The sequence below is a fragment of the Flavobacterium sp. TS_SC_5 genome, assembly GCF_056156265.1.
The window spans coordinates 3,175,827-3,202,447 of record NZ_CM149588.1; the positions used below are offsets into that span (position 1 = coordinate 3,175,827).

The window sequence follows — 26,621 nt, forward strand, 5'->3', positions numbered from 1 at the left end:
TTATTTTATTGTTTTGTGTTTTTATAAATATATTTCAATTCAACGTCATCATTTCCTGAATTGGTTCCTGCCAATTCGTGATAAAACAGAATGATTTTTTGCTCCAGTTTATTTTTGATCTCCATTTCCTCCTTCTTAGCTGCTATCAAATTGAAAGTTTCCTCTAATTCTTGCTTGCTAAAATTGGCTAAATAGCCGTTCTGTTGCCTCTCTTTACTATCCGCATCTGAAAGTAAGGCAAACTCATGGTGCATCCATCGCTGATTGCGAAGAACAGCCTCGTTTTTACTGCTTCTTTCCACCAATTTCAAATAGGAATTGTAACTAATTTTATCAGCAACATCACTGGCATTCGACCCGTGTAATTTATGCTTATTTACTTTTGCTCTAGCGTTTACATAAGTGTTTTCTAGACTTTCGTCTTTAGCAATCATCTCCTGTTCCAGCTTTTTTATGACTTCAACCAAGTATTGATTGTATGTTTTTATTATTTCTGAATTGGCATCTTCTTTTTCTAGATAATCCAGCACTTTATCTTTAAATTCTTTATCGTTTTGCGCTAAACCAACCTGTGCTAACAAGTCTTCTAAAATAACGATTTCTGCTATAGGCATGGCTTGCAACTGACCCTGTAAATCTTGTAATTGTGCTCTAATCTCCTCTTTAGTTCCTTCTACTATCCGGCCTTTAAAATTTATTTTTAAGGTCGTGTCTAAGGTCAATTTTTCATCTGGTTTGACCTCTTTTTTTGCTCTCATTTTTATTTTATCAAAAGAATAAGAATAAGAAAAAGTGGCTGTGAGATCATTATTTTGTATGCCTACTGATTTGCTTAGAAGTGAAATAACCCCCAAACTGAAATTATGCTTTTCTAAATAGAGATAGGAACTACTGAGACGAAAATTAAAAACATCATTTTTCTTATCACCATTGGTAAAGCTAGTATTGTAGCTGCTGGAAAAAGACGTGTTTAATTTTTTATCATAAAAAAGTTTATTTACGCCTAGAGTTGGTCCAATAATTAAATTATTTCCCCCTTCCAGTTTACTATAGGTATTGTTCAAAGAGCCCGTAAAGTTTAATGCTTTTTCCGGATATCCCACACTATAAGCAACTGCCGAATTGTAGAAAATAGTTGCTCCTCCTGGTATTGTTTTCCCCTGCTGTTGATTTACTGCATCTTGTAAGGAGAAATTAACATTTAGTGCCTTTTTTATTTTCTTGTCGTTTTTTAGTAAATAATTTATTGCCACTCCTGCATTCTGATTCACTTGCCTAAAGTTTAAAGTATCTAGATAATCAAAATCAGAAGTCTGGTTGATGTAATCAAATTGATTTCTACTGTTGGTGAAAGACTGAAAATTGGAGTAATTTAAATTGATGTTTAATTTTTGGCTCGCTTTATAATCCATCGTTACAGAGGATACCAATCTTTTCATTTGGCTCGCTTTCTGTTTGTCTAAATTGTCTTTTTGTATTCCTAAATTTAAAGCTAACGAAACTTTATTTTTGTATAATGATTGCGATGCATTTAAAGTAATGTTTTCTAAATCATTATTAAAAAAATAGCCTCCTAATGTTCTGTAATTAGGATCTATTCGTTCATAACCCAGTCCTAAGGTTCCATTTCCGGCTGGATAAACAAGCTGCCCCTTAAAGGCATTATAACTGGTCGTGGTTGCATTGGTACTTAAAAAATAGGATGCAAATCCTTTGGGTTTTCCATTAGCAATTATCCTGGAATCCTCGGTAATACTGCTGTTTGCAAATTCTGTAACCACTTGTAATCTGTCAAAGAGTTTAAACGTAGTTTCAAAACTTATTGCTGCGTTTTCCTTTGGGCTAACCCCTAATTCAAACGGAATGGGAATTGATAATGATTGCACCTGGTCTTTTGCTTTAAAAAAAGTAAATCCCAAATTGACTTTGTCTAATGCGTATGAAGTTTTAAAACCATAACCAAATCTTTTATAAGTAGGTACTAAGTCGGCATTGTTTGTATCGAATTCACTACTTCTTATAAGACGACCATACATGGCACTAATTTTAAATTTCCCTTGCGGTGTAAGATCGATTCCAAAACCAGTAAATTGGTGTCCGCTCAAGGTGTAGGGTGAAAAGCTCATACTGGCATCTCCTATGTGGGCAGTAATCCATTTATAAGAAGGGTGAATGCTCAATCGGTTCATTAAAACAGGTTTGTTATAACCAAATTTTTGACTGGTATAAGAAAATGAAAAAGGTAAATTATAGAGTCCTGCCACATTTATATTGATATTTCCGTTCAAGAAATAAGTAAAAGGGTCCCGTGATGCATCACCAGAATAAAAAACAGTATTGGCCGTTGCCCCCCCGCTTACATTTACTAATTTGGCCTTGGCCACCTGTTCTACATTAAAATTTTGTGAAAAACCTAATGCACTTACAAAAATGAGTATTGCAAGAAAAAATATTTTTTTTAAAATCATCTTATTTAATCTATTATCCTCTTACAACTCACCAAATAATAGGGAGTAAAACAGAATAAATCTATTTGTTTTTTATCTTTTAAGCTAAAATTTTCAATTATATCGTTTTATCTATCTGGCTCCGGCTCCCCCTCCTTCGGAGGGGGTGGGGGGAGGATTTATTGTATAATTATCTTCCTTAAGATATTTCCCTGTTGAGATTCGAAAAGGATAAAGTAGACACCGGCGGTTAGCCCATTTAAATTAAAGTTAAACGTATAAACCTCTTTACCGTTTTCGAACTTAGAGTCAACAATCGCATTATTGATTAGATTATAAACCTTAACGTGAGCAGGCATCATTTTATCTAAAGTTACATCCACGCTAAAAATACCATTGGATGGATTTGGATAAATTTTCATGTCAAATTTTTTCTGCAAATCAGTACTATCTGGATCTTTGTATTCTCCTTCTACAACTAATACCTTTTTGGTTTGGGAAGCACTACAATCTCCTTTTTTGGTAACCAATGTGATTTCATATTCCCCCACTTTTTCGAAACTCAGTTCGGCAAAATCTTTGTTTTTAGAAACAACGGTTGCTGCGGCAGGTAATATCCATTCGATACTGTCGGCTTTTGGATTACTAATATCAACAATTACAAATTTTTCATTAACAAAAACCTGTGACGAAATAGCAAATACAGCATCAATAGCGATATCTTGATAGGATATTTTTATCGCATCAGAAGCTTGACAACCTAATTTATTTGTTACAACTAACTCATAAGTTGCGGCCTCAGAAATAGTAATGATTGGTTTATCACTCGTAAATCCTTTGTCTGATTTCCATAAATAAGTTGCCTTGTTGTCATTTATGGTGGCATTTATAGTTACACTTTGACCGATGCATAATGTCATATCCTCCCCTATATTTATGACATCCTTTGGAGGATTTGCGATAGTATAAGTATGATTAATGATACAACCTTTACTATCAGTTACTTTTAAGGTATATTCACCAGCTGAAGCATTACTTAGTACATTTGATTTTTCGCCTGTGTTCCATAAATAAATATAGGGTGCTTTACCTCCAGAAGCCGTTACTGTAATTGTCGCATCAGCGCCAGCATAACATGTTGGTATTTTTAGTACTTCAACTGCAGCCAAATGAATCGGAGCAGTGATTAGAATCTCTTTAGATATACTACAACCGTTAAAATCAGTTAGTAAAACCGTATATTTTGCAGGAGGTACATTTTGTAAACTTGCTGTTTTAGCTCCCGTGTTCCATAAATACGTATAGGGTGCAGTTCCTCCAGATGGTGTTGTAGCAATCGTCCAATCGTTGGCATCACCACAAAGGGTATAATCTGAGGTAAGTGTATTATTTAAAATAGCTGGTTCGCTTACATTAAAAGGATCACTTTGAGCTACATTGTTTTTAGAATCGGTTGCTATTACAAAATAAGTCCCCGCTCCTATACCAGTAAGAGTAGCACCGGTTCCTAATTGTGTTGCATTATTTACGGCAAACCACTGGTAGGTATAGCCCGAAATACCTCCTATTGCATTTGCTTTAAGACTTGCGTTTGTGTCTCCATTGCATAATACCGAATTTCCTTTATTGATACTTGTGATTAATTTATCTGGTTGTGTCACTTCAAATAGTTCAGAAGTGATTTGACATCCCTTTGCATCAGTAATAATCACATAATATTGACCCGCCAATAAATTCGTTATTGTTGCTGTGATTTGATTTAATTCAGCATTCGTCTCGTCAAACCATTTGTAGGTATAACCGCCATTGCCCCCTTGAGTAGTTATAGCTATACTACCATTGGAAAGACCAAAACCAGTTGTTGCGGTAATTGTAGTTTTATTTATACTCAATTGTGTAGGTTCTAAAATGCTACGGTTTAAGTTAGCAGTATAAGTACAGCCTTTACTATCCTGAACTTGTACATCATAAGAAAGGGCTTTTAAATTAGATAATGTTGCCGTTGCATCCGAAAATAAAATCCAATTCCCATATACAGACCCCTGGGATTTATAACGGTATTGATAGACACCACTTCCTCCGGAAGCAGTAAGATAAATGGCTCCATCATTTCCGCTTAAACAGCTTACCTCTTTTTGGGAAGCCGTAACAACAATAGCATCTGGTTGTGTAACGATAATAGGTGTACTTGTTACTTCTACTTTATTAAAATCTTTTACGATGGCATAGTAGGTTCCTGCTCCCACATTTGTAAGTTGAACATTTGTTTCATTCGCCATTTCAATATTATTTTTATACCAGCTAATTGTTTTGACACCGAAACCACCTGATATAGCTGCATCCAAATTAGCGTTAGTGCCATTATTACAAGTTATCGGTGTAGCTTGCGTCAGACTTACAGTCAAAACATTATTGTTAAAATCAAATGCTGTTGATTTTGTACATCCTGTTGCATCGGTAACGGATATATAATAATTGTCTGTTGTAAGTGATACAAAGTCAACTTGTTTTGATTGTGAAGCTGTTTTAGTTTCTACAACCGCTCCGTTGCTATCTTTACAAACGTAAGTATAGGGAGCAATTCCTCCAATTATTTCAATATGCAAAGCACCGTCTGTGGCATTTATTGCTGTGGGTAACGTAGGAACTATTTTATTGAGATCAAAACCAAAATCTTCAGGTTCGGTTATTATCATATTGTTTAAAGTTCCCAAACAAGTATTACCATCAAAAACTTGCACTGCATAAGTTCCAGCTTTCAAACCACTTTGATCTTTTATGGTGCTCCCATTACTCCATAAATAGGTATACGGCTCAGCTCCTGAAGATAAATCTGGAGTTCCTCCGCCAACATTAATATGTAGTACTCCATCTTCTCCATTAAAACAACTCACGTTTTGTTTTAAGGCTACTGCCACCATAATTGCGCTAGGCTGCTTCAAATCAATCGGATTCGAAGTAGTTTGGTTGTTGTTGGCATCGGTCACTACAACATAATATTCACCAGTTGGAATTGTACCGGAACTCGCATCGGCCGCGGTGATTGTACTGAGTAGAGTATTGTTTTTATCATACCATTGATAGGTAAAGAATCCTTGGGCATTTGGTACACCTGTACCCACTTTAGCAGTGGCTTTTATAGTGCCTAAACCGCCAAAACAATCTATATCCTTGGTGATACTTACAGTCACTTTTAGTTCAAGTGGTTCGCTAATAATGAACGTTTTGTCAATTGTACAGCCTTTACTGTCAGTCACAATCAGTTTATAAGAACCCGCGTACAACTTATCAAGGATGGCATTGTTTTGCCCTACTATTTCTTGACCATTTGCATACCATTTGTAATTGTAATTTGGAGTTCCTCCATTAACGGCTACTGTAATTTCACCATTATTGAGTCCAAATCCAGAAACATTTACCTTATTTTCTGAGGCAAAGTCCAAAGCATTTTGCGGTTCCGTAATAGTAATGGTTCGAGAAGTGGAACATTGGTTAACATCGGTAATTATAGCAGTATATTCTCCAAATCCAAGATCTTTAATCGCTATTTTATCTTTGTTTATGGTATTGTTGAAACTCCATACAATACTGTAAGCGCCAGTCCCTCCTGTAATGCTAAGATCTATTGTTCCATCGGTTCCATTCTGACAGGAAACATTAGTTTGAGTGTAAGTAACTGACAATGGTTCCGGCTGGCTAATATCAGTGATTACAAAAGTCGTATTATTATTTATATCTGAAATTTCAAGTTTATAACTGCCCGCACCTAAGTTAGTGGCAATAGCAGTTGTTGACTCGACCACTGCCGGAGTCAGCACATTATACCATTTATAAGTATAAGGCAGTACACCACCCATTACAACAGCTGTTATACTGGCCGTTTTATCTCCACTACATTTGATAAATTGCGTTTGGGTTGTATTTGTAATTTCTAATTTATCGGGCTGCGTCAAAGTGTATTCTTTGGTTTTGCCACAATTATAACTATCAGTTACCGTAAGTTCATAAGTACCGCTAGCTAATTCATCTAATATAGTACTATTCCCAATAATTGCGGAAATTCCTTTAATTCTCCATGCGTAAGTATAAGTTGGAGTTCCTCCAGATATGGCTACCTCGATACTACCGTTTTTAGTATTAAAGCCACTTAGGTTCTTCACTTCAACATCTGTTACTAGTAACGCTGCATCAGGTTGTGTGATAGCAATATTTGACAATCTTATCTCGCAATTATTTTTATCTGTAATTAAAACCGAATATACTCCTGATTTTAATCCCTCTATATCTTCAATGGTAGAATATACATTTACTTCGCCGTCTTTTTTCCATTCAAACGTATAGGGTATTGTTCCTCCCCCGACATTGATATCTATGGCTCCAATTTCATTTCCATGGCATAAAACATCCACTTTATTTACTAAGGATACTGTTAATTTGTCTGGTTGTATTAAATCTAATAGTGCCGAAGTTCTTTCAGCTCCCTCAGAATCTGTAACAATTACTTTATATTGTCCCAATCCTAAATTTCCTATAGTATTTGTCGTTTCTGCAATCGCAATATTATCCTTAAACCATTGATAAGAGTAAGCTGAAACACCACCAGAGACATTGGCTTTTATTTCACCATTAAAATCTCCGTTACATTTAATAGATTGAGTTTCCTGTAAAGCCACCAGTAATTCCGGATTTTGAGTTACTACATAAGTTCTTGTTGCGATACATCCTGCATTATCAGTAACGCCAGCCTTGGCATCGCGCACTTCAAGAGTGTAGGAACCCGCCTTTAGTCCCGAAATATCTAGTGTTGATTCACTAAACGAAGAATCAAGATCATAGCTCCATTTGTAGGTATATCCTCCGTTCCCGCCAATTATCGGATCAAGTGTTATTGCTCCTGTGCTTTTGCCAAAAATAGCCACTTTAGTTATTGTTGCATCCGGAACAATTATGGCAGATGGGGCAGTAATAGTGAAAATCACTTCTTTAGAACAGAGTAACTTATCTTTAATTATCACTTTGTAGTCAGCTGCAGAAAGCGCGTTTGAACTAGCTGTAGTGACTGCAGGCAATAAAATACTGTTCTTAAACCATTGATAAGTATAATTCCCATTATCCGCGGTTCCGCCCGAAGGAGTTACTGTAGCGGTACCATCAGTACCTCCATAGCAGCTTACATTTGTGGCCGTAAAAGGTACCGCAAGTGCTTGCGATGGTTCCGATAATTCGTAATCTGCAGAAATGTATGGATTTGTATTATCTTTAACTTTGACGCGATATATTCCCGAATTTTGATTGTTTAAAGATGAATTTGTTTCACCCGTCAAAATAGTTTCTGTTGCACCGTTCATTTTGTACCACTGATAGGCATATCCTGATCCGGAGCCTCCGCTACCTTTAACTGTTACGCTACCAGTGGCTTCTCCCTTACAATTGATATTTACTTTATTCAAAAGCGTGACAGCCAATGCATCTAATACAATTAAAGGACTTGTTTGTGAACAAGTATTTCCATCGCTTACGACAATCTGATAATTTCCATTTGTAAGTCCCGTCGTTACGCCTGTGGTAATATCTGTACTAGGAGAATAGGGCACCCCATTCTTTGTCCAGACATAAGTATATGGCAAAGTTCCCCCAGTTGCCATGACTGTTATTGCACCGTCAGTGGCGGTTGATGATGATGGTTGTGTTTGGCTTATAAAGGTTATTGTTAAAAGTTCTGGGTCTTGAAAATTGATTGATCCAGTTATAGAGCATCCTAAAACACTTGCATCTGTTATGGTATAATTGTAAGTACCAGCTTTGCCTGATAAATTTTCACCATTATTGGTAATTATTGCAGTGTTAATGTCATCTCCAGTCCAAGTTACATTATAACTACCTGTTCCTCCTGTAATAGCTATTGTAACACTTCCATTGTCTCCTTTACATGGAGGCTCTATTTTGCTTACTGAAGCGACTATTTGTTCATTTGGAGTTACTGGAACTATATTTGAGGTTTTTGTATTCTTTGTATCATCAACTACAACATAATAAAATCCTGCTGCTACAGGAGTGGTTCTTGCATCATAAGGCAATTTTTGAGAACCTGCTCCAGTAATATTATCGCATTTGTACCATGTGTAGGTATAATTTTTAGAGCCAACGTACGGATAACCTCCTGAAGCGGTGTTGTTACTTATGGCTAGCGTTGTTGTACCATCAAAACAACCAATTTTATTAGGCTGATCAAGACTGATTAATAATTCGGCTGGTTGGTATATTGTGAAATTAATTGGTAAACTGCTGCAGCCATCTTTTGAAGCTATAACGGTATAGTTGCCAGCAGCCAGATTAATCCAAGTATTTGGATTTTCTGGATCTTTTGTAGGGGTAAATGAATTACCATTTTTTGACCAAAAATACGTATAGGGTTCTGTTCTCCCCTTGAAAGCGATATATAATTTTCCATCTGCTAAATCAAAACGCGTAGCATTTGTTGTTGTATATGTTCCATCGACCTCAATAGGAGCAGGATTTGTTATTTTTACTAATTTAATACCGGTACTCTGAGAAAATACTATTGTTGTGGTACATAAAATAAGGAATGTTATAAATTTTTTCATGATTTTGTATCATTTTTAGTATTGTCAATACAGTTTTTATTGTCTTCTACTTTTATGGAATTATTTCCAGCATTTACGTCAATGGTTATTGGAGAGGTAAACTCAATTTGTGGGTCATCATTTAAATAATAATAGTAAGGTGGTGTGCCTCCAGTAGCAATTATGGTTATGGTACCTTTTTCGCCATAGCATTTTGGTTGAGTTTCCGTTGCAGAAAAAGAAAAAAGTTGTGGAGATGATATTGTAAAGCTTTTTTGTTCTGGATCACTCACGAGCTCGGAGTTCCCTATAGTTTTTTTGGTTTGATACGTAAGTATATACTTTTCAGCAGGTAAATTTGTCCAAGTATAGGTTGCTGGAGTAGTCATCGAATCTTTAGGAATTATTTTATTCCCATTTGGGACTGCTGCACCATTTTCATACATAAGAGCCATTTCATATTGCTCTTCAAATTGTAATTCTCTCTCAAATGTGAAGGTAACTGCACCATCATTCGAATAGGAGCAGTTAGTTAAATTGGGAGAAGATGTTGAGATAATTTTTGGAGCTTTTCTTGTAACATTGTAAGAAATAATATTAGAATATACGTTTTCTTCGGTAATAGACGGATCCGAATCAATGACTACTCTAAAGTCTACAAAACCAGAGTAATCTAATGGGATAAAATTTGCAGTTATAAATTCAAATTCTTCATTAAAAGAAGTACTAATATTCATTTTTTGAAATTGACCTCCATTAAGTTTGTACTCCCAATGAAACATTTGTGTTCCAGTACAACCTGTTGCTTTTAATTTGATTTTATCCGTTAATGCATTGTTTACTCCTGGTGAAGTTAGTACTTGGTTACTAATTAATTCAAAATATGGGGTTTCAGGACCACTATAACCATAGTTTGTCCCAACACTTTTTTGACAATCAGATGTTAAATCTGCAATAAGGCCAACACTATGATATGTGCCACAGGGGCCACTACAGTGATACGTTTCTGCTTGATATGAGTAAAATGTGTATGAATATGGTTTTTTATCAAATATTAAATAACCATTTACTTCAATTATAGGGCATACCCAATCATCATTTCCATTAACTCCAGTAATTGTATATTCAAAATCGTCTTCATACATGTGTTGTCCTTCTCTATATTGAGAACAACCACCATAGTTGGTTTTCATAATATATAATACCTGAGCAGAGGAACTAGCTGTTACAATCAAAACTAATAGTATAAATAGTATTTTTCTTTTCATTTAGTTATTAATTTATGTCAATACAGTTATTGGCATCAGTAACTTTTATTTTATGTCCATCAGGCTTTGCTTCTAGATTGTTTATTCTGTAAAGATTTGGACCTAATTCATCTGGAATAACACTTTCGCCATCTACTTCAAAAAACTTTGGGATGCCACTGGTAATTAAGACTTCAACACTACCATCTTCTGCTCCAAAACAACTTGGGTTTTTTGGGTTTTTAAGCTCAAAAGTTAGTGGAGTAGCAGGATTAATGGTGAATGAAGGATTAGGCTCTTTGTTTTCAGTTGTTGGTTTGGAACCAATAAAGGTTTGATATTTTATGTAGTAATTCCCAGCTGCTAAACCTGAAAAAGTATATTTTTTATTGGTTGCAGCATCTACAGAATAAAGAGGGGTAGTAATTAGAGCATTGTTTTTAAAGAAAGAAAACTCAAAACTTTCATTTTCTATTAATGGTCTATCAAATATTAGAGATACTATTCCATCATTTTGATAAGCACATGAAGTGTTTTCTTTTTCTATTGGTGCTGTTACATTCGGTGAGCAAGGTATAATATCGTAAGGTAAAATATTAGTAAATTGCGTTCCATATCCTGCTTGAAAAAATACTTTTGTTTTGTTTTCAAAGCCATCCAATTCATTAATCTTAAAAGATATTGATCTTTGCTCTTGAAAGTTAGCAGCAAAATCTATCCAACTTGTACCATCAAAACTATATTGCCAATTCCAGCCGAAATTTAAGTCAATTAAATCTTCAGGGCATTTGCTGCTGTTATCTGCGTCTGTAGATGTAACATGGATTGCATATAAATATGTCTCTGCAATACAACCAGTAATTATTTTGTTTGGTTCAGTAAGTAAATTCCAGCTTATTGTCCCTGACTGGTAGCACAGGTTATTATCGCTACTATCCTCAAAATTATAATAGATATCTGCTTCATTGTTACTAACTATCCAAAATTCTTCAAAATATTGTGTAGGGCCTGTTGTGTTAGTAAATAAGTTTAATGAATTTGTTTCGATATTTATATTATGATTAGCTTTAACTAATTCACCTTTTCCATTCGGAAATGCTGGAGGTTGTATAGTTTTAACTAATATACCAAATGAATTATTTTGCGAATAGGCAGCATAATTCACTATTAAAACAAGCAGTAGAAAGGTAATTTTTTTCATACGCCTAGTCATATTTACCATTATCAATACAGTCATTTGAATCCGTAACTTTTATTTTGTGCTCTTTTGATGCTAAATTTTTTAGATGATAAAAACCGTCAGTTCCTTTTATTGCTGCTGGAATTATTTCTATTGTGTCATCATAAAATTTATAAGCACCTGTACCGGCTGTTACACTAATGACAATTTCACCAGTACCATCGTGACACAAGGGGTTTTCAGCATTGACAATCTCGAATTGTACAGCTGTTGGATCATTATATATGAATGGTTCAAATGATTGAAGTGTTCCTCTTGGTACTCCATTCTTCTTTGCTTGGTATTCTATAATGTACCTTCTGCTATTGATCAACCTACCACTATCTAAGTTTTCAAATTTATAAGCCCAAAGATTTTTTGTAGCATCAAAAACGAGACTTGTTATTTCCTCTTGTTGAGAGAAAAATATTGGATCACCATTTACTTTCGGATATGGAATTATTTGCATAGGGCTTATTGTTTCGTTTGGCTCTAATGGTCTTTGAAAGTAAGCTGTTATTTCTTTTATAGGACCTCCTTTGCAATCTGGAGCAATATATGTTCTATCCACAAGTATTGGAGCACATGGAGAGTATTTAATGGCTATTGGATCTGTAAATGGTCTATCTATAGAAAAAGAGGAATAGCCTAATCTAAAATGAATCAAATCAAAATAATTAGAGTGCTGATTTCCTAAAATATCACTAATCGTAAAGCTAGGTGTTGGAGAGTTATTTGCTGGTAAATTATTTATTAATATATTGGGAACATCAATCCAAGTTAATTGATTGTCTAAACTATATTGCCAATGATACGCTTCATTTGGGTATCCGGCTGGTAAGGCAGTTAAATTCACTTGAGCTCCGGCACATACTTCGCTATTTGGTATAAAAATTTTAAGATTATTTGGCTTGAAATTAGAAAGAATGGTTTTAAAATTACATGCTGTAACAGTAATAGAATTATTTATAAGTAATTGATTAGTTGTAAATCTTTCTTTTTTTAAACAACTCATTCCTAATTTTTTATAATGTATACTTTCCAAATAACAAAAATCAAAAAAGGGTATATCTGTACTATTAATAGTCATATTCCCAGATGAAAAATACCAAATATCATTCTCACCAAGTGTAAATGAACCGTAACCACTCTCATCAAAATTACCTGCAAAAGGAAAATTAAAATTTAGAGTACCGCTATAACTCAACTCTTGTCCAAAAGTATGTGTACTAACAGCTATTAATAGAAATAAGTAAAAGTTCTTCATACTTCTTAAAATTTAACCGTATAAAAATCCATTTTAGACATTCTTCCATCTTTAAAAACAGCTCTAATGCCGTATTTGTAATTGGTGTTTATGGTAATGGTTGGGTCAGATAGTTGTCTTTTTTTTCCATCTACAATTTGAATCAATTGCAATGCATCTTTCTCGGATGCTTTGTATATTTCAAAACTATCAACTTGAGGATTGCTGTAACTCCAAGATAAATCAATAGTGTTTGTAGTTTTATTAGCTTGAGCAAAAAAGCCTTTTATACCCTCCATTACTCCATAAAAAGGAACAAAAGTTGATAGGTTAGGCGAAGGGAGCGATTGAAGCCCTGACTCATCTTTTGCAAAAATGGCATACGTATAGGTATTCCCCTCTTCAACAGACTTGTCTTGAAATTGTTCTTCGTTATTTTTGGTTTCAAAAACAAGTTTCCACTCCTTTTGATCGTTTTGTTGTCGATACAATTCATGTACTCCTACATCCTCACTTTGACTACTGAACCATTCTAGAAAAACACTCCCTTCCTTAATTTCGTATTTTGAAAAAACAGGCGATGCAGGAGGAATAATGTCTGGCTTTTTTAGAACAAGTGGTTCTGAAAATTCAGACATATTGTATCTGTAATCTACAGCAATCACTTTGTAATAAACTTTACTATTTAAGGTTTTGAGTATTACTTTATCTTCAAAAGTGTTCTTTTCATTTGGGCTGACTGTCAGCTGACTGTATTCCTCAGATGCATTGTATGCTTTATAAATTCGATAACCCAACAGGTCTTTTTCTTTATTGGTATCCCATAAAATTTTTACCACGCCCAGACTGTCAATAGTTCCTTTTAATCCTAGAGGTTTGCTAGGGGGAATGGAATCTATTGGCTGAACAAGCATTGGGAAGGAGGTTCTACTTCTTCCTTGTTTCCCCACTGCGGTTATAGTAAAATAGTTTGATGGATTTAATTTATTGTAAATTACGTTGCGAGTCTTTGGTGAAATGTTTTTGACTACCGTAACATAATTATTATCTTCTTTATCAGAACGATTAAGTTCAAAACCAGTTATTTCTTCATCTCCTTCTTCTGGAAATTCCCAAATTAGGTTAACAGTCGTATCATCTTTAAATTCCTGTACCGTAAGGTGCGGTACATATTTTAATAATGATTTTCCTTTTCCACTAACAATTTCAGAATAAGGACCTAATTCTCCAAAAACAGAAATTCCTTGGATACGATAACTGTATTCTCGATTGTTTGCAATAGAGTCTACATAAAAAATCTTGTTATTGTTTGTGTTTTCTTGATTTAAACTAGTGTAGGGTTTATTTGTAATACGTTTAAATATTTTTTTATCCTCTGAACGTTCTATATAATAACTACCATAGGCGTGCGCTAGTATATTGAAGTTCCAGCTCAACATGGTGCTATTATCTGTAAAATTTGCTGAAAAATCCATTGGTTTTGGTAATGTCTCAACTTCTTTAGTATCTATAAAAACACCTCCATAATCAATATCTAATTCTTCTTTAGGAACATTAGAAGAAATTCGATATAAGTACTTTTCGTTTTCTTTAATAGTAGTATCTTCAAATCCTAAACCTGCTTTTTTAGCAATTTCAAAGTCTTTATCGGCAGTGTATAAAGCAAATGTGAACCGCTGCTCTATTTCTTCAGAAAGGTTAATGATCGATTGTAAATTATCAGTTCCATTAACTGAAAAATCCTCACCATAAAGTGCTTGAGCAATGATAGCGGCATTTTCATTGGTATCTATTATTGTTTCCCAAGATGCTAAAGGCTCTGGTTTAATTTGTTTGGCTAAAACAACTTTTTCTGGACTTGATAGCGTTTTATTGTTTCTCGCAATAGTAAACCGCTCTACTAAGTAGCCGTATTTGTTTAATTTTTTCCAAGCCATAGCATCGGTCACGGCCCAGCGTAAAAGTATCTTATCTTTTTGAACTCTTGTAAGTACTTTTATTTCTAGTTTATTTTCAGATATTTTAGGCTCTTTAATTAGTGGGTTTTGAGCAAACCCTAAATGTATAGCAGTTAAAATAAGGAACATTAAAAATTTGGGCTTCATTTTAATTGGTTTTATTAAATGTAAAAATAGAACTTGTTCCTAGTTGACCGCCTGGTAAAGTATAATTCAATTTTATGTTATAGTTCCCTTTTTTGAGGTACGGGAATGTCCCATTGATAATATAATCATACTTTGTTTTCATGACTTGATTGGCAGTATTCAAATATTTGTTTACTACTTTATATCTTAAATCCACAAAGTCTGTTTTAAAATAGAAAGGTAAATTATATCGGTATGGTAGGTACTCTTTCAGCATAAAACTAGTTGCATTGTTCATAAGATCATCCTGATACCAAGCAAGTGTTTCAACACCTTTTGTAGGCGGTAGCCCTAGTGTACTTGTATTTCTATTTAATGTTAAATCACTTTCTAGGGGATATCCTTTATATATCAATGGAAAAATCTCATTGATATAATAATTATCGTCAAGTATAGCCTCAGTAGTCACTAAAGGAATATTTAAGGTCTTGGCATTACCAATAATTTCAATTTCATCAAATGGTTCTGAAGAATTATTGATAGAATGTAAAGCATGTACATCCGAGTAGATGATTTCTACCAAGGTTTGTCTTGGTTTTTTTGCATTCATTTTTTCTTCAAAAGTATTGTATTGACTTGTATTGAAATTGTACTGCAATAGTTCAATACCTTGGCCTCCAGTTATGGTTTCTTTTAACTCATTCTTTTTAGTTTCAACGCTAGTTTGTGAGTCTAAATTTTGTGTTTCATAACTTTCTTTTAAATTGCTGTTTGCCTCTGTTTGCGTTTCTAAGGTCATTAAAGTAATATTATAGGACTTCGTTTTCTCTAAAACAGGTATATCTATACTTACTTTTTTCAAACTAGGCGAATAGGACATTGTACCATTGACAGTTTTAGTTCCTGTTTTGTAAAATGCTTTTTGAGTTTGACTTGGTTTTAATTCAAATAAATAAGATTGACCTTGTTTAAGAACTACATAAGCTTGTTTACTCTCGTTTTGATATACATATTTTTGATCAAAAACAGGGTAACAATACGCTATATTTGTTACTGGTATGTTATTTGGTGCTGTCCCGGTTGTAAAATTAACAGTCTCATCTTCAGTAGCTATTTGGCCGTTATCATAAATAGTTTTCCAGTTACCATTACTATATTCTTGAAAACTAACTTTTACAGTTAGCGTTAAGTCTGAATTTTGCGGTAATACTTCCGTTGCATTGAAGCTAACTAAATCATTGGTTGTATTCCAGCTCATGGAACCAAGTATTTGATTACCGTTTTTCTTTACAGAAAAATCTTCGAGTTTTAAACGGTATGTTTTTAGGCCGCTATCCTCTTCTATTGTAAAGTTTTTATTAATAGGCATGTTAAATCCTACTTGAGGTACTGCAAACACATTTACATCTTTTGCATCTTTTGCAGGAGTAATATCTGCTATAGCTTTTAAGCCATTTAAAGGGGTATTATTTATAAACTCACATTCTTTTCCAAATTCGACTTTAAATCGGAATCGTCCTTTTACCAATCCTCCAAGCAAATTGAAGTGACCTCCCAGATATCCTCTAATCCATACTGGATTAGGTAGTTTAGCTTGTACTAAAACGGCTCCTCCTCCTTCAATAATTTTTATTTTCTTTTTTACCATAAAGAGCTTTATCTTAATACCTAATTCGCCTTTTAAATAGGCATAAGATTGACCATTTGCATACCAACCATTAATGCCTATTGGTCCAGAACCCTGACAGGCAGCATCACCATAATCCTTTACCATAATGTCAAAACCAAAACCAGCTTGAAAATTAGCATAAAATAGCAAAAATGTTATGTCGCCGGTTTTAATACTAAAATCAGATCCAAAAGCAAAACCTTTACCTGCGCTGAGACTGTTTTCATCACGCATATAGTCTAATTGCTCAAGTTTTAATCCTAAAAGATCAGCAACAATAGCTGGTGGAGGCGGACTAGCTGGAAGATTATCCCCCATCATGAAATATCCACCAGATTCAACCTCAATGGGGCCTATAGCCATTTTTAATCCTAACCGATCTTTTGGAGTACCCATGTGGATATACCATTTATCTGGACCAAAGTGTAACACAGCCCAGCCAGCTCTATTATTACTTCCACGGCCTTTAATTACTCCTCCTGGTGTATTAATATACATATCGAATGTACCATGTAATGTTTTTGATGTAAAATCATATTGTATCGCAGCAAAAGCATTGATACCCATTGAACCTTTGATATCATTTGGATATAAATCTTCAGCTGCTTTAGATAAATTCTCTTTTTTTAGTTTTTCTAGGATTTCTTTTGAAAATTTAGCTTCTTTTTCACTAACATCCTTCAAAGCCTTTTTAAGTTTATCTGGTATGGGAATTTCAAAAGGTTGCATTACATGTCCCTCACCATAAATACTGATTCTATTGATACCAGAATTACTATTAAAAGCAATTTCGAAACCTGCACCTCCCCAAAATGCATCTGCCGAAGCTGTTCCTGAAAATTTAATCATAGCTTTTACGCCTAAACCAGATGCAATATCTGGAACATAATTAGACCCTGATGCTGTAAAATTACTACTGAACCCTTCCTTTTTCATTCTATAGGATGCGCCACCTCCAAAACCTTTAAAAGTGATTGCTCCTGATGGAATATTTAAATTATCTGCCATAGCATCAACATACCAATACCTAAAAGTTGTAGCTCCAAAAATAGCGTTTGCCTCCACCTTGATTCCTCCCGTAAAATCACAACTTAGCATCCCTTTAAAACCTTTACCATAAATAGGATCATTATCCATTATAGCAATACTACCATTTAACTTCATTCCTCCTATATCTGCTCCAATGGTAATTTGTTCAAATTTAAGACTGTCGTATTTCCATTTTTGAATGCCTTCCTCTTTACCAAATTTTCCAATGACGTAAAATTTAGTTTGACCTGTAAATTGATTTTCCATTATATTTATGGCCAAATCAACTTTTAAACTAGCACTTTCGGGCGCAGTAATTAAGGAAATTTCATTAATAGTTACTGGGAAATTACTGACAGTTGCATCTTTGTCTTGAATGTTTTTATATCCAAAATAATCGGCACTTAAATAAGGAGGTACTGTTTGCAAAGTTAAATTTTGAAAAATAATACCCTTAAAATCAACAGTCTCTTTTGTTTTTGCATCTTTTCCTAATTGTGCTTCAGCAGCTGTGACGGGTTTGTTACTTGCTTTTAGAGATAGTGTACCAAATAAAACCGCTTTTGGTAAAAAAATACCTTCTTTTACTTTGAGTTCGATATAAGAATTTTTTTCAATTATTGCACTTGCTTTAAATGCTTGAAAACATACCCCATTTGTGACTTGGGCATTCAAAACATATTCATTTTTTACAGGATCAATTATAGCCCGATATGATAATTCAGATCTCTGTCCCTCATTACAATTCGAGGACTTCTCCGATACTGGTAAAAGAATATCACCGCCAAAACTAGCTGAAGTCAGCGAATTTGCAACAAGAGTTATGTTGAAAGAATCTAGTGACATTTGCCATCCGGAGGCATCTCCTTCATCTATGCTAATCAAATTAGTACCAGAAAAAGTGCCAGAAACCCCCATTCGGTCAATAATTAAATCTGTAGATTCAAATCTGATTCTCTCTTTGCTCTCTTTCTTCTTGAATTCCTCTGGTAAAACGATCTTTAGCGATTTAATATAGAGACCTCGCCATAGATTTTGGTTCCCAGGTACTAAATATTTCGATTCATAATCAATGGGCCATTTTATGTTATCGGAATTACGTAAGTCACTAAAGTCGATAACAGCAGTGTTTATTTCAAAACAAAAGCCTTTTTTTGAAGCAAGCTGAAATTTTGGTATTGATATTTCTACTAAAATATCATTCCAGTTTGATACTACAGTTTTAAAATTAGCTGTAACGTGCGCGGGACTTGGCAACGCTATGAAATTATCGTTGACTGGTTCTATTAAGTTTCTTGAGAATTTGATCTCTGCAGCAATTCCTAAATCCTTAAATCCATTACAATCAATAGTTACATAGGTTTTATTTTGGATCTCCCCTGTTTGCATATCCATTCCCCCTTTTAGAACTAGTAATGCTTTATCTCCAAAAAGTTTCATAGGGAAATCACCAAGTAACACTAAATTAGTATCCCCAACTAATCCTCCTTTGTGCGAAAGTTTGATATTATTAGCTCCAAAAAAAAGTTCTTTTTGCTTTCCTAGTGAATCTATTTGAGGAAGTATGATTCTAACAAAAGCAGTTAACTCAGTATATTCAGGGGTGAATTTGGCATTACTTATACCTAACATATATTGAATACCTCCAATTGTCTTTTTTATACCTAAAGGCAACATAGACAAACTCTTGGTCTCTAACAAGTCGGTCACATTTTCATTCTCATCAATTGCTTTGCAAGTAGCAATTGCCTTACTCAGACTTTCATTAGTCAAGTTAGAAACTGGGTAATTTTTTTTGATGAAACCATCCGTAAACTCGCTTCCTTGTAAAGCTGAAGTAATTTTCGTTGTGGCTATTTTTTTTGCACTCCTTTTTTGCGGTACATTAATTCTCGAAATTTCTTCACTCTTTTTAGAGCTACTTAAAGTGTCTTTTAAAGTATTTGAAAAACAATTTGTGCTAATGATAAATAACCCTATACTTATTAAAAGTTGGATTGATTTTAAATTTTTTATTTTCACTCTTTTATTTTTATATTCCTAAATAAACGCTTAGGCAACAAAAAGTATTTATAAAATACAATTATTTATAAGATAGTTCACTACAATAGCGTAGCCAAATTCATATAACCTAAGAGGCGTCAAATATATAAATAATATACTCTGTAAGTTATGTTTTGTTAATATTTATTTAAATTAATGGTTCTACAATGAATAATTACCTGTGTTAATTAACGCAAAAGCTATCCTACTTCATCTTTAGTAATTGTATTTTAAGTACATCGGCTAATCCCTTGACATATTTTTCCAATACAGCATATCTTAATAACAGCTAATACCTTAAGCCAAATTATGTTGCTAAATATTGCCGCATAACGTTCCCTATGAAATCCCCTAGTTCTATTCAACTTACAACTAAACCAAATAACATATCCTATAAACATCACGGGCCATCAAGCGGTCTCTCTTCGGTCGTTCTCTTTGTTCCGTTCGGCAGCTTCAGTCGGTCAACGTTACAATTACATAAAAACATTTTTTAGTAAATAAGCAATTTATTACTTCAATTCAATAGTTAGGTTTCCCTCCATTCCGCAGACACTTCACAGCACTAAAAAAAAGCCACTTGAAAACAAGCCACTGTTTTTTTGCACTGTTGCGTTCCTCATCTTCACACGTTCACTTCCTGCGTTCGGCAGGGCTAGTACAGCCACAATACCGCTTCATTTCGTTATACTCCGCAGGCTCCGTTTCACTGCATTCCAGCAGTATGATGTCTGCCGCCCTTTATTTTTTCAGCGGTTGCTCCTTCGCACAGCCATCGGGGTTGGCTCCGCTCCCTCTCTGTGAGTCTTACAATACCATCCCCATAAATTCATAACTCATAATTCACAATTCATAATTAATTCGGCCGCTTTGCCCTAAATCAAGGAACGCCTTCGGCTGTCTCTTATTTTTTCCCCGCCGTTACACGCTCTTTCTCCTTCATTTTGCGTTTCGTTCCTCACCAGCTGCAATTCTCGGCTTCAGGTGGCTGTTCGATTGCCGCAACCCCGCCACTGCGCTCCTCGTCTCGTCCGAAAAGGACAAGACTCCGGTGCTTGGGGGTGTTTGATTGCCGTTTCCATAACAACATCCCCCGAAGAACCTCAACAAGACGATGGTGCAATTTCTTGAAAAGAAAAAGAAAAAAATCCAGCAAACATAGCATCCATTCCTCACTTTCAGTCGGTTTACCCTGAACTTGTTTCAGGCTCTGTTCCAATATTTTTTTCAGGGTCGCCCTCCGTTTTCGTTCGTCATTTCTGCTGTTTTAACGGCTTTCTTTTTTTCTCTTTTTTCTTTTCAAAAAATTAAGGTCGAATCTTTAAAACCAATACTCCATGCCGAATTTCATCATTAAAACGCACCAAAAAAATGCAGTTTACAAAGCAAACCAAATCTTCATTCTCAACAAAGGGATGAATAGTGGTAAGCCTCAGAAAGAACCTTTTACCAATAGTTTTGTAATCCTATTTCAAAATGAAGAAGATGCTGAAACAGTTTATTGGTTGGCTTATAGTTTGTGGAAATCTAAATTTTGGCACCAATCTTTAGTTGGTTCCGTAATTCCATTTTTACGACTTCCTGATTTCAGAAACGAGTTCTATACAAAAGCAAGGTTGATGATGCAAGAACATGATGAACATATTAAAAATGTTGCAACTCTTAAAATTTTAGAGCAAAAAGAAAAGCAATTTCACGAAAACATAAATCTTATAAATGAATTACGTAGAGTCATTTTACACCGGTATTGCAGTAAATAATTTAAACTTAAAGCTATTAAAAATGAAATCGTCACTAACAACTTGTTTGTTGCAAACAAACACCAATAAATATAAGGCGATAACATATCTGACCGCTAAAAATTAAACTATACATATATGAAACTTTTTATTTTATACCAAACCGATAATTGGAAAAGCAAAGCTTCTAGAATATGCTTTGGAGTTTTTGACACTAGAGCTAAAGCGAATGAAAGCGCAAAATGGCAGGAGCTTAGCAACTGTAATTCTAAAGTTGTTGTTCTGGAGATAACATTGAATATTTTTGAAGAAATCTAAAACCAAAAAAGCCCATTCCTTGCGGAATGGGCTCAGTATGATCTAATTCAAAGGTCACCACAACTGGAATTAGACTATTTTTTGTGCTTCTTAATGAAAAATTTGAGAATCAAAGATATTGTAAAACTAACAAACGCACCAACAGAAGCTAGCACAACCGTTTTTAAAACATCTTCCGAATGCAAATTCGGTAATACACTTAAAAATGTACCGCCAGCGGTACCCATAAATGTATGATTACTTGCCTGCATTACTTCTCTCCTCCGTTGTCGTCAATTGGCTAACTGCAGATAGAACACCTCCTGCCACAGCCAAATAACCTCCTACCGTAGTTATCAGAACTGGCAATGCAAGTGGTGCAGCTAAAATAGTTCCACCGACAGCTGCCAATGCCAAACCAATATTTCGAAGCACTTTGAAAAATTTTGGTGTTGGAGTTTTCACTCTTTTTATAATATTCATAATTAGATTTTTAAGATGAAACAATCAATCTTATACTTTCTCTGGTCTCTAATGATTTGTAGACTAAATTTTTTAACTTTTTAAAAGATTTTCGAGACATTAAACCTAAACCAGGTCCAGAAATTTTAGTTACTGTAGCAATACATCCATTTAATTCTTTTTGAGCATTGTTGGCAGGATGAAATAAAATCAAACTTCTATTTTCTACATCCAAAATCTCCAAATGCCACTGGAATTTTTTACTATATCGCTTTTTTATAAAATATTTCCCTTCTGGAATGCAGGAAACCTTCGTTTCGTTATCCTTCCAAGGTAATTCAATGGTATTACAAATGAATTTACCCTCGCATTCGAGTTTACCATTAGTTCCATCGGGGAAATAAGTTCTGATTATCGTGATAACCATTATACGCCACTATCTACTTTCACAATTGATAATGGGTTGTAAGAGCCATTTTTTAATGGATACATTTGCCCATTCACCTCTTGGTAAAACTCAATACCCAAAGCCAGAAACAAAGGTTTTGTGCTTGCTGGAGTAACCGGATTGGAATGGCTTATAACTTCCGACGGGTTTATATCCCACGGTACAATATCACTTTCTGAATTTGAAACTACAAAAGTTTCTGCTTCAAAATCAATTTCTGCCCCAGCTGAAATGACTTTAAAATGAGAAGTACCACTAGGTGCAGCAATCATTTTCGATGGGATAAATGAAGCTAAATCAACAATAATAGCACCAGTAACACGGTCAATAGATGCAACAAAAGGAGCAAATAAACTTGTGCCTAGTTTACCTCTAATATTGAATTCAAAACCTGCTAAAAGTTCCGCTTCACCATCAAGAACATTTCGTAATCCTCTTACACTTACTGCGTCAGCTTGAATAACTTTAATCATTTGTTGCGTCAATCGACTTACCATTCTTCCATCAGCTGAATTTATTAAAACAGCTCGCAATGCCGTTCTTAAAATTTTACCGGCCTTCCCTGCTCTACCAAATTCGGATCCGTTCTCACGTGTTCTTTGAAACGCTGGATCATTGGCAATTCTATTGGCGTCAATACCGCCTTTTTCTCTTGCCAAATGACCATCTTGCGTTTTGTAAAAAGTAATATCTCCAATAGTACCTTTCAATTTAATTATGCCTTTCTGTCTTGCCATAATTCCTTAACTTTTTGATTAATAATCGTTTTCATATTTCACTTTCATTTCGATAATCGTTGCAACTAAATCCCGAATGATTTAAACAAAGTTTCAGGTAATAAAATCATAATTCAAACACAAGACATTAGAAACCAAATAAAAACATATAAAATCAACTAAAATAACATGCGATATTTATCAGAAATTATTTAGATTTGTAATAACTCCCAAAGGTTAGGCAAACCCTAGTCAAAGGCATAGTTAAAGCATTAAAACTTAAAAAAGTGATACCAAGCAACACGAGGGTATGTATATATCCAAAAGACGTGCAGCGCATCATGGGAAAGGAATATGCTCAGGCAAGATTATATTTATTGAAGATAAAAAAACATCTAAATAAAGAGCCTTATCAGTTAATCTCGATAGAGGAATTTTGTGAGTATACAGGGCTTAAAATCGAACATGTGGTGCGATGTATAGTTGGATAACAATTGAACAGCTAAGAGTCTGTAATCCATTCGAAACCAATCAAAACTAGTTCAAAATTTAGTATGATATTAAGTAAATAATTTGGTAATATTCTCGATAATCATTAAATTTACATCATAAGATTAGATGTTTTTTGCAGTTCAGATGCAAAATCGAGACCCTGTTTTTCAAAATAACACAATACGTTATATATCAAAGGCTTAGCAAGACGGTTCGAATCCTGCTCTCCCCACTAAAACGTTTCAAGCAATTGAAACGTTTTTTTTTGCAAACAATTTAGCAGCTTCTCCCGAACCTTCGGGACTGCTCTCCCCACTAAAACGTCTCAAGCAATTGAAACGTTTTTTTTATTCACACTAATTAATATTTTCATCATTTTGCATTTAGGTAATTCAAAAAAAAATTCCATCTTAATTTATCTAAGATGGAATTTTTTTGAATACAATTTTAACTTCTTTACTCTAAAATAAAACTTACAGTAACATTAGCTGTAATGTTGATTTCTCCTACTGCGAGAGTTTCTCTTGGTTCGTTAGTATCACTTCTTTCCATTGTTTTCATAGCTGCATACATTGGTTGTGGATAATAGGTTTGTGAATTGTCAGATATAGTCATCGCACGACCCACTTTTTGTCCCAAAACTGATACATAATCTTCCGCTTTTAATTTTGCCTCTTTTATCGCTAATTTTCTAGCCTCCGATTGATATTGTGCTAATTTCGAAGATTGGAACGTAACAGCATCAATTCTATTAATTCCTTCATTCACCAAGCCTTCCATCAACTCATCATATTTTGATAAATCTCTTAATAATATTTCAATGGTTTGAGTAGCATTGTAGCTGTGCTTCTTTTTTTCGTAATCGTATTGCGGATTCAATGCAACACGTTGGGTCTTATAATCCGCCGGCGCCAAATTCATTTTTTTGATAAATTTTATAACAGCCTCAATCTTTTCATCATTTTGTTTTTTTACATCTTTAGCATTAATTCCTTTTGATTCGGCAGTTACCGCAATAATAGCTTGATCCGGAACAACTTTTACTTTGCCTTCTCCGTTTACATTTATTTGAGGAATTTGCTTCACTTCCTGTCCATATGACATAGAAACAAATAGAACCGACAGAATCAAGAGTGCTTTTTTCATTTTTATAAAATTTAATTGTTTGTACTAATTTCTTTCCAAAAGTTGTGCCATTATAGTTTTCCCATTTTTTCCATCACGAAAAGAATGACTATTGGAATAGCCAATAATATCACCATCAAAGTATGATCTACCAACAAAGCAGGTTCTTTTAATAATGTAATCAAATAACCTCCTACAGCGCCCCCAAAATGCGCCGTATGACCAATATTATCATTCTTAGCCTTCATTCCGTAAATAGAATACAATAAGTAAAGAATTCCAAAAATATAGGCAGGCATTGGAATAATAAAAAAGATTCCCAACATCATGTCAGGTTGCAACAATATGGCCGAATATAAAACGCCCGTTACCGCTCCAGAAGCACCTACGGCCCTATACCCGTAGTCATTTTTATGAAAAACCATAGTCAACAAACTTCCAAAAATCAAACTTCCAAAATAGACAAGCAAAAACGAAAAATCACCTAAATAACTTATGACAACCGGAGCAAAAAACCAAAGTGTCAACATATTAAAAATCAAATGTGTCATGTCGGCATGCAAAAAACCAGAGGATAACATCCTAATTTGTTCTCCTGAACGAATACTGCCAACATGAAATTCGTATTTTCTAAAAAAAGAAAGGTCATTAAATCCTTTGTAACTAATTAAAACATTTACAACAATTATTGCTATTAAAATGATATTCATAAAGTGTGATTATTGTGAATTGTAAAGATAGTCATTCTCAAATACGGATGCAGTAAGGTGTCAAAATTTATATCAGTCTACATTTTTGACTTATATTTGCATAAAAATTTCTGCATGCAATTCCTTATTTTTATTATTGCTTACCCCTTTCTTTGGATCGTTTCTATACTGCCATTTCGTGTTTTTTATGGATTGTCAGATGGAGTTTATTTATTAGTTTACCATATTATTGGGTATCGAAAAAAAGTAGTTCGCGCAAATATAGCTCTAGCTTTACCGCATCTAAAGGATGAAGAACGTATTGTTATCGAAAAAAAATCATACCATCATTTATGTGATATGTTTATGGAAATGATAAAAACCATGACTATTTCATCGGAAGAAATGAATAAAAGATTTACAATTACCAATCTAGAAGTCATTGAAGAATATGAAAAAAAAGGAAAAAGCATTATGCTTATCGCCTCCCACTATGCAAGTTGGGAATGGCTGATTACACTGAACCAAAAATTATCTTTTCGCGGCGTAGCCGTTTATAAAAAATTAGCCAATAAATACTTTGATAAACTCGTAAGAGACATTCGATCTAAATACAACACGGAATTAGTACCAACTAGTAAAACAATTCCTTTAATTTCCGATAATCAAAAAAATGGTGTTCATTGTGTGTATGGTCTCGCCAGTGATCAATCCCCAAAAGCAGATCGAATATTTCATTGGGAAAGCTTTATGGGCGTTGAAGTTCCTGTCCATACAGGACCTGAAATGTTAGCAAAAAAATATGATATGACTGTTGTTTTTGCAAAAGTCAAAAAGATTGAAAGAGGATATTATGAACTTACAATAATCCCAATTAGTGACAATCCCAACTCCGTTCCTAATTTTGGAATTACAAGTGCCTATATAAAAGAAGTTGAAAAACAAATCCGGGAAGCACCTGAATATTATTTCTGGACGCACAAAAGATGGAAACACAGAAGATAGTATTCAATCGCAGTTTTCAGTCACATTCCTAAATGGCATTATTTTAAAAAAAAAATCACTTAATCAAAAACATACGCTTT

General features: G+C 34.3%; 15 protein-coding genes. 3 read left to right on the top strand and 12 right to left on the bottom strand.

The window, feature by feature from the left end; genetic code table 11:
* Nucleotides 1-5: 5 nt before the first annotated feature.
* The 7 genes from AC0J6S_RS13690 to AC0J6S_RS13720 form a co-directional block, all read right to left on the bottom strand.
* Nucleotides 6-2,468 carry a TonB-dependent receptor gene (locus AC0J6S_RS13690; RefSeq protein ID WP_474954317.1) on the bottom strand — a complete coding sequence of 821 codons (2,463 nt, stop codon included), beginning with the start codon at nucleotides 2,466-2,468 and terminating at the stop codon, nucleotides 6-8.
* 158 nt (nucleotides 2,469-2,626) lie between these two features.
* Nucleotides 2,627-9,052, bottom strand: a complete 6,426-nt coding sequence (locus AC0J6S_RS13695) for a T9SS type A sorting domain-containing protein (RefSeq protein WP_474954318.1) — start codon at nucleotides 9,050-9,052, stop codon at nucleotides 2,627-2,629.
* Nucleotides 9,049-10,224: a SprB repeat-containing protein gene (locus AC0J6S_RS13700; RefSeq protein ID WP_474954319.1), complete on the bottom strand. Its 1,176-nt coding sequence runs from the start codon at nucleotides 10,222-10,224 to the stop codon at nucleotides 9,049-9,051. Before AC0J6S_RS13700 ends, AC0J6S_RS13695 begins: the two co-directional genes overlap by 4 nt.
* An 82-nt stretch (nucleotides 10,225-10,306) precedes the next feature.
* The gene (locus AC0J6S_RS13705) at nucleotides 10,307-11,479 is read right to left on the bottom strand and encodes a hypothetical protein (protein WP_474954320.1); all 1,173 of its coding nucleotides are present in this window, start codon (nucleotides 11,477-11,479) and stop codon (nucleotides 10,307-10,309) included.
* Nucleotides 11,480-11,483: 4 nt separating this feature from the next.
* Nucleotides 11,484-12,764, bottom strand: a complete 1,281-nt coding sequence (locus tag AC0J6S_RS13710) for a hypothetical protein (protein ID WP_474954321.1) — start codon at nucleotides 12,762-12,764, stop codon at nucleotides 11,484-11,486.
* Nucleotides 12,765-12,769: 5 nt separating this feature from the next.
* Nucleotides 12,770-14,848, bottom strand: coding sequence for a hypothetical protein (locus tag AC0J6S_RS13715; RefSeq protein ID WP_474954322.1), 2,079 nt, complete (start codon nucleotides 14,846-14,848; stop codon nucleotides 12,770-12,772).
* Nucleotide 14,849: 1 nt separating this feature from the next.
* Nucleotides 14,850-19,547 carry a hypothetical protein gene (locus AC0J6S_RS13720; RefSeq protein ID WP_474954323.1) on the bottom strand — a complete coding sequence of 1,566 codons (4,698 nt, stop codon included), beginning with the start codon at nucleotides 19,545-19,547 and terminating at the stop codon, nucleotides 14,850-14,852.
* Between the two features lie 1,358 nt (nucleotides 19,548-20,905).
* Between AC0J6S_RS13720 and AC0J6S_RS13725 the strand changes: the two genes are divergently transcribed.
* Together AC0J6S_RS13725 and AC0J6S_RS13730 are read left to right on the top strand one after the other, a co-directional pair.
* Nucleotides 20,906-21,328: a DUF6943 family protein gene (locus AC0J6S_RS13725; RefSeq protein WP_474954324.1), complete on the top strand. Its 423-nt coding sequence runs from the start codon at nucleotides 20,906-20,908 to the stop codon at nucleotides 21,326-21,328.
* Nucleotides 21,329-21,445: 117 nt separating this feature from the next.
* On the top strand, nucleotides 21,446-21,625 hold the full coding sequence (locus AC0J6S_RS13730; protein ID WP_121342191.1) for a hypothetical protein: 180 nt from the start codon (nucleotides 21,446-21,448) through the stop codon (nucleotides 21,623-21,625).
* 237 nt (nucleotides 21,626-21,862) lie between these two features.
* Here AC0J6S_RS13730 and AC0J6S_RS13735 read toward each other — a convergent pair whose 3' ends face one another.
* The 5 genes from AC0J6S_RS13735 to AC0J6S_RS13755 all read right to left on the bottom strand — a co-directional run bounded on the left by AC0J6S_RS13735 (nucleotide 21,863) and on the right by AC0J6S_RS13755 (nucleotide 25,557).
* Nucleotides 21,863-22,087 (bottom strand): hypothetical protein, encoded by a 225-nt coding sequence (locus AC0J6S_RS13735; protein ID WP_474954325.1) that lies wholly within the window; start codon nucleotides 22,085-22,087, stop codon nucleotides 21,863-21,865.
* Nucleotides 22,088-22,097: 10 nt separating this feature from the next.
* Complete coding sequence (locus tag AC0J6S_RS13740) at nucleotides 22,098-22,493, bottom strand: DUF5675 family protein (protein ID WP_474954326.1); 396 nt, start codon at nucleotides 22,491-22,493, stop codon at nucleotides 22,098-22,100.
* The gene (locus tag AC0J6S_RS13745) at nucleotides 22,493-23,251 is read right to left on the bottom strand and encodes a hypothetical protein (protein ID WP_474954327.1); all 759 of its coding nucleotides are present in this window, start codon (nucleotides 23,249-23,251) and stop codon (nucleotides 22,493-22,495) included. The genes AC0J6S_RS13740 and AC0J6S_RS13745 overlap by 1 nt, the downstream gene beginning before the upstream one ends.
* Before the next feature lie 927 nt (nucleotides 23,252-24,178).
* Nucleotides 24,179-24,868 (bottom strand): SIMPL domain-containing protein, encoded by a 690-nt coding sequence (locus AC0J6S_RS13750; protein WP_474954328.1) that lies wholly within the window; start codon nucleotides 24,866-24,868, stop codon nucleotides 24,179-24,181.
* 50 nt (nucleotides 24,869-24,918) lie between these two features.
* Entirely contained in the window at nucleotides 24,919-25,557 is a 639-nt protein-coding gene (locus tag AC0J6S_RS13755; RefSeq protein WP_196853870.1) for a rhomboid family intramembrane serine protease, read from the bottom strand.
* 114 nt (nucleotides 25,558-25,671) lie between these two features.
* On the opposite strand from AC0J6S_RS13755, the gene AC0J6S_RS13760 reads away from it, so the two are divergent.
* A complete protein-coding gene (locus AC0J6S_RS13760; protein ID WP_474954329.1) occupies nucleotides 25,672-26,541 on the top strand; it encodes a lysophospholipid acyltransferase family protein in 870 nt (289 codons plus the stop codon).
* The last annotated feature ends 80 nt before the right edge of the window (nucleotides 26,542-26,621 follow it).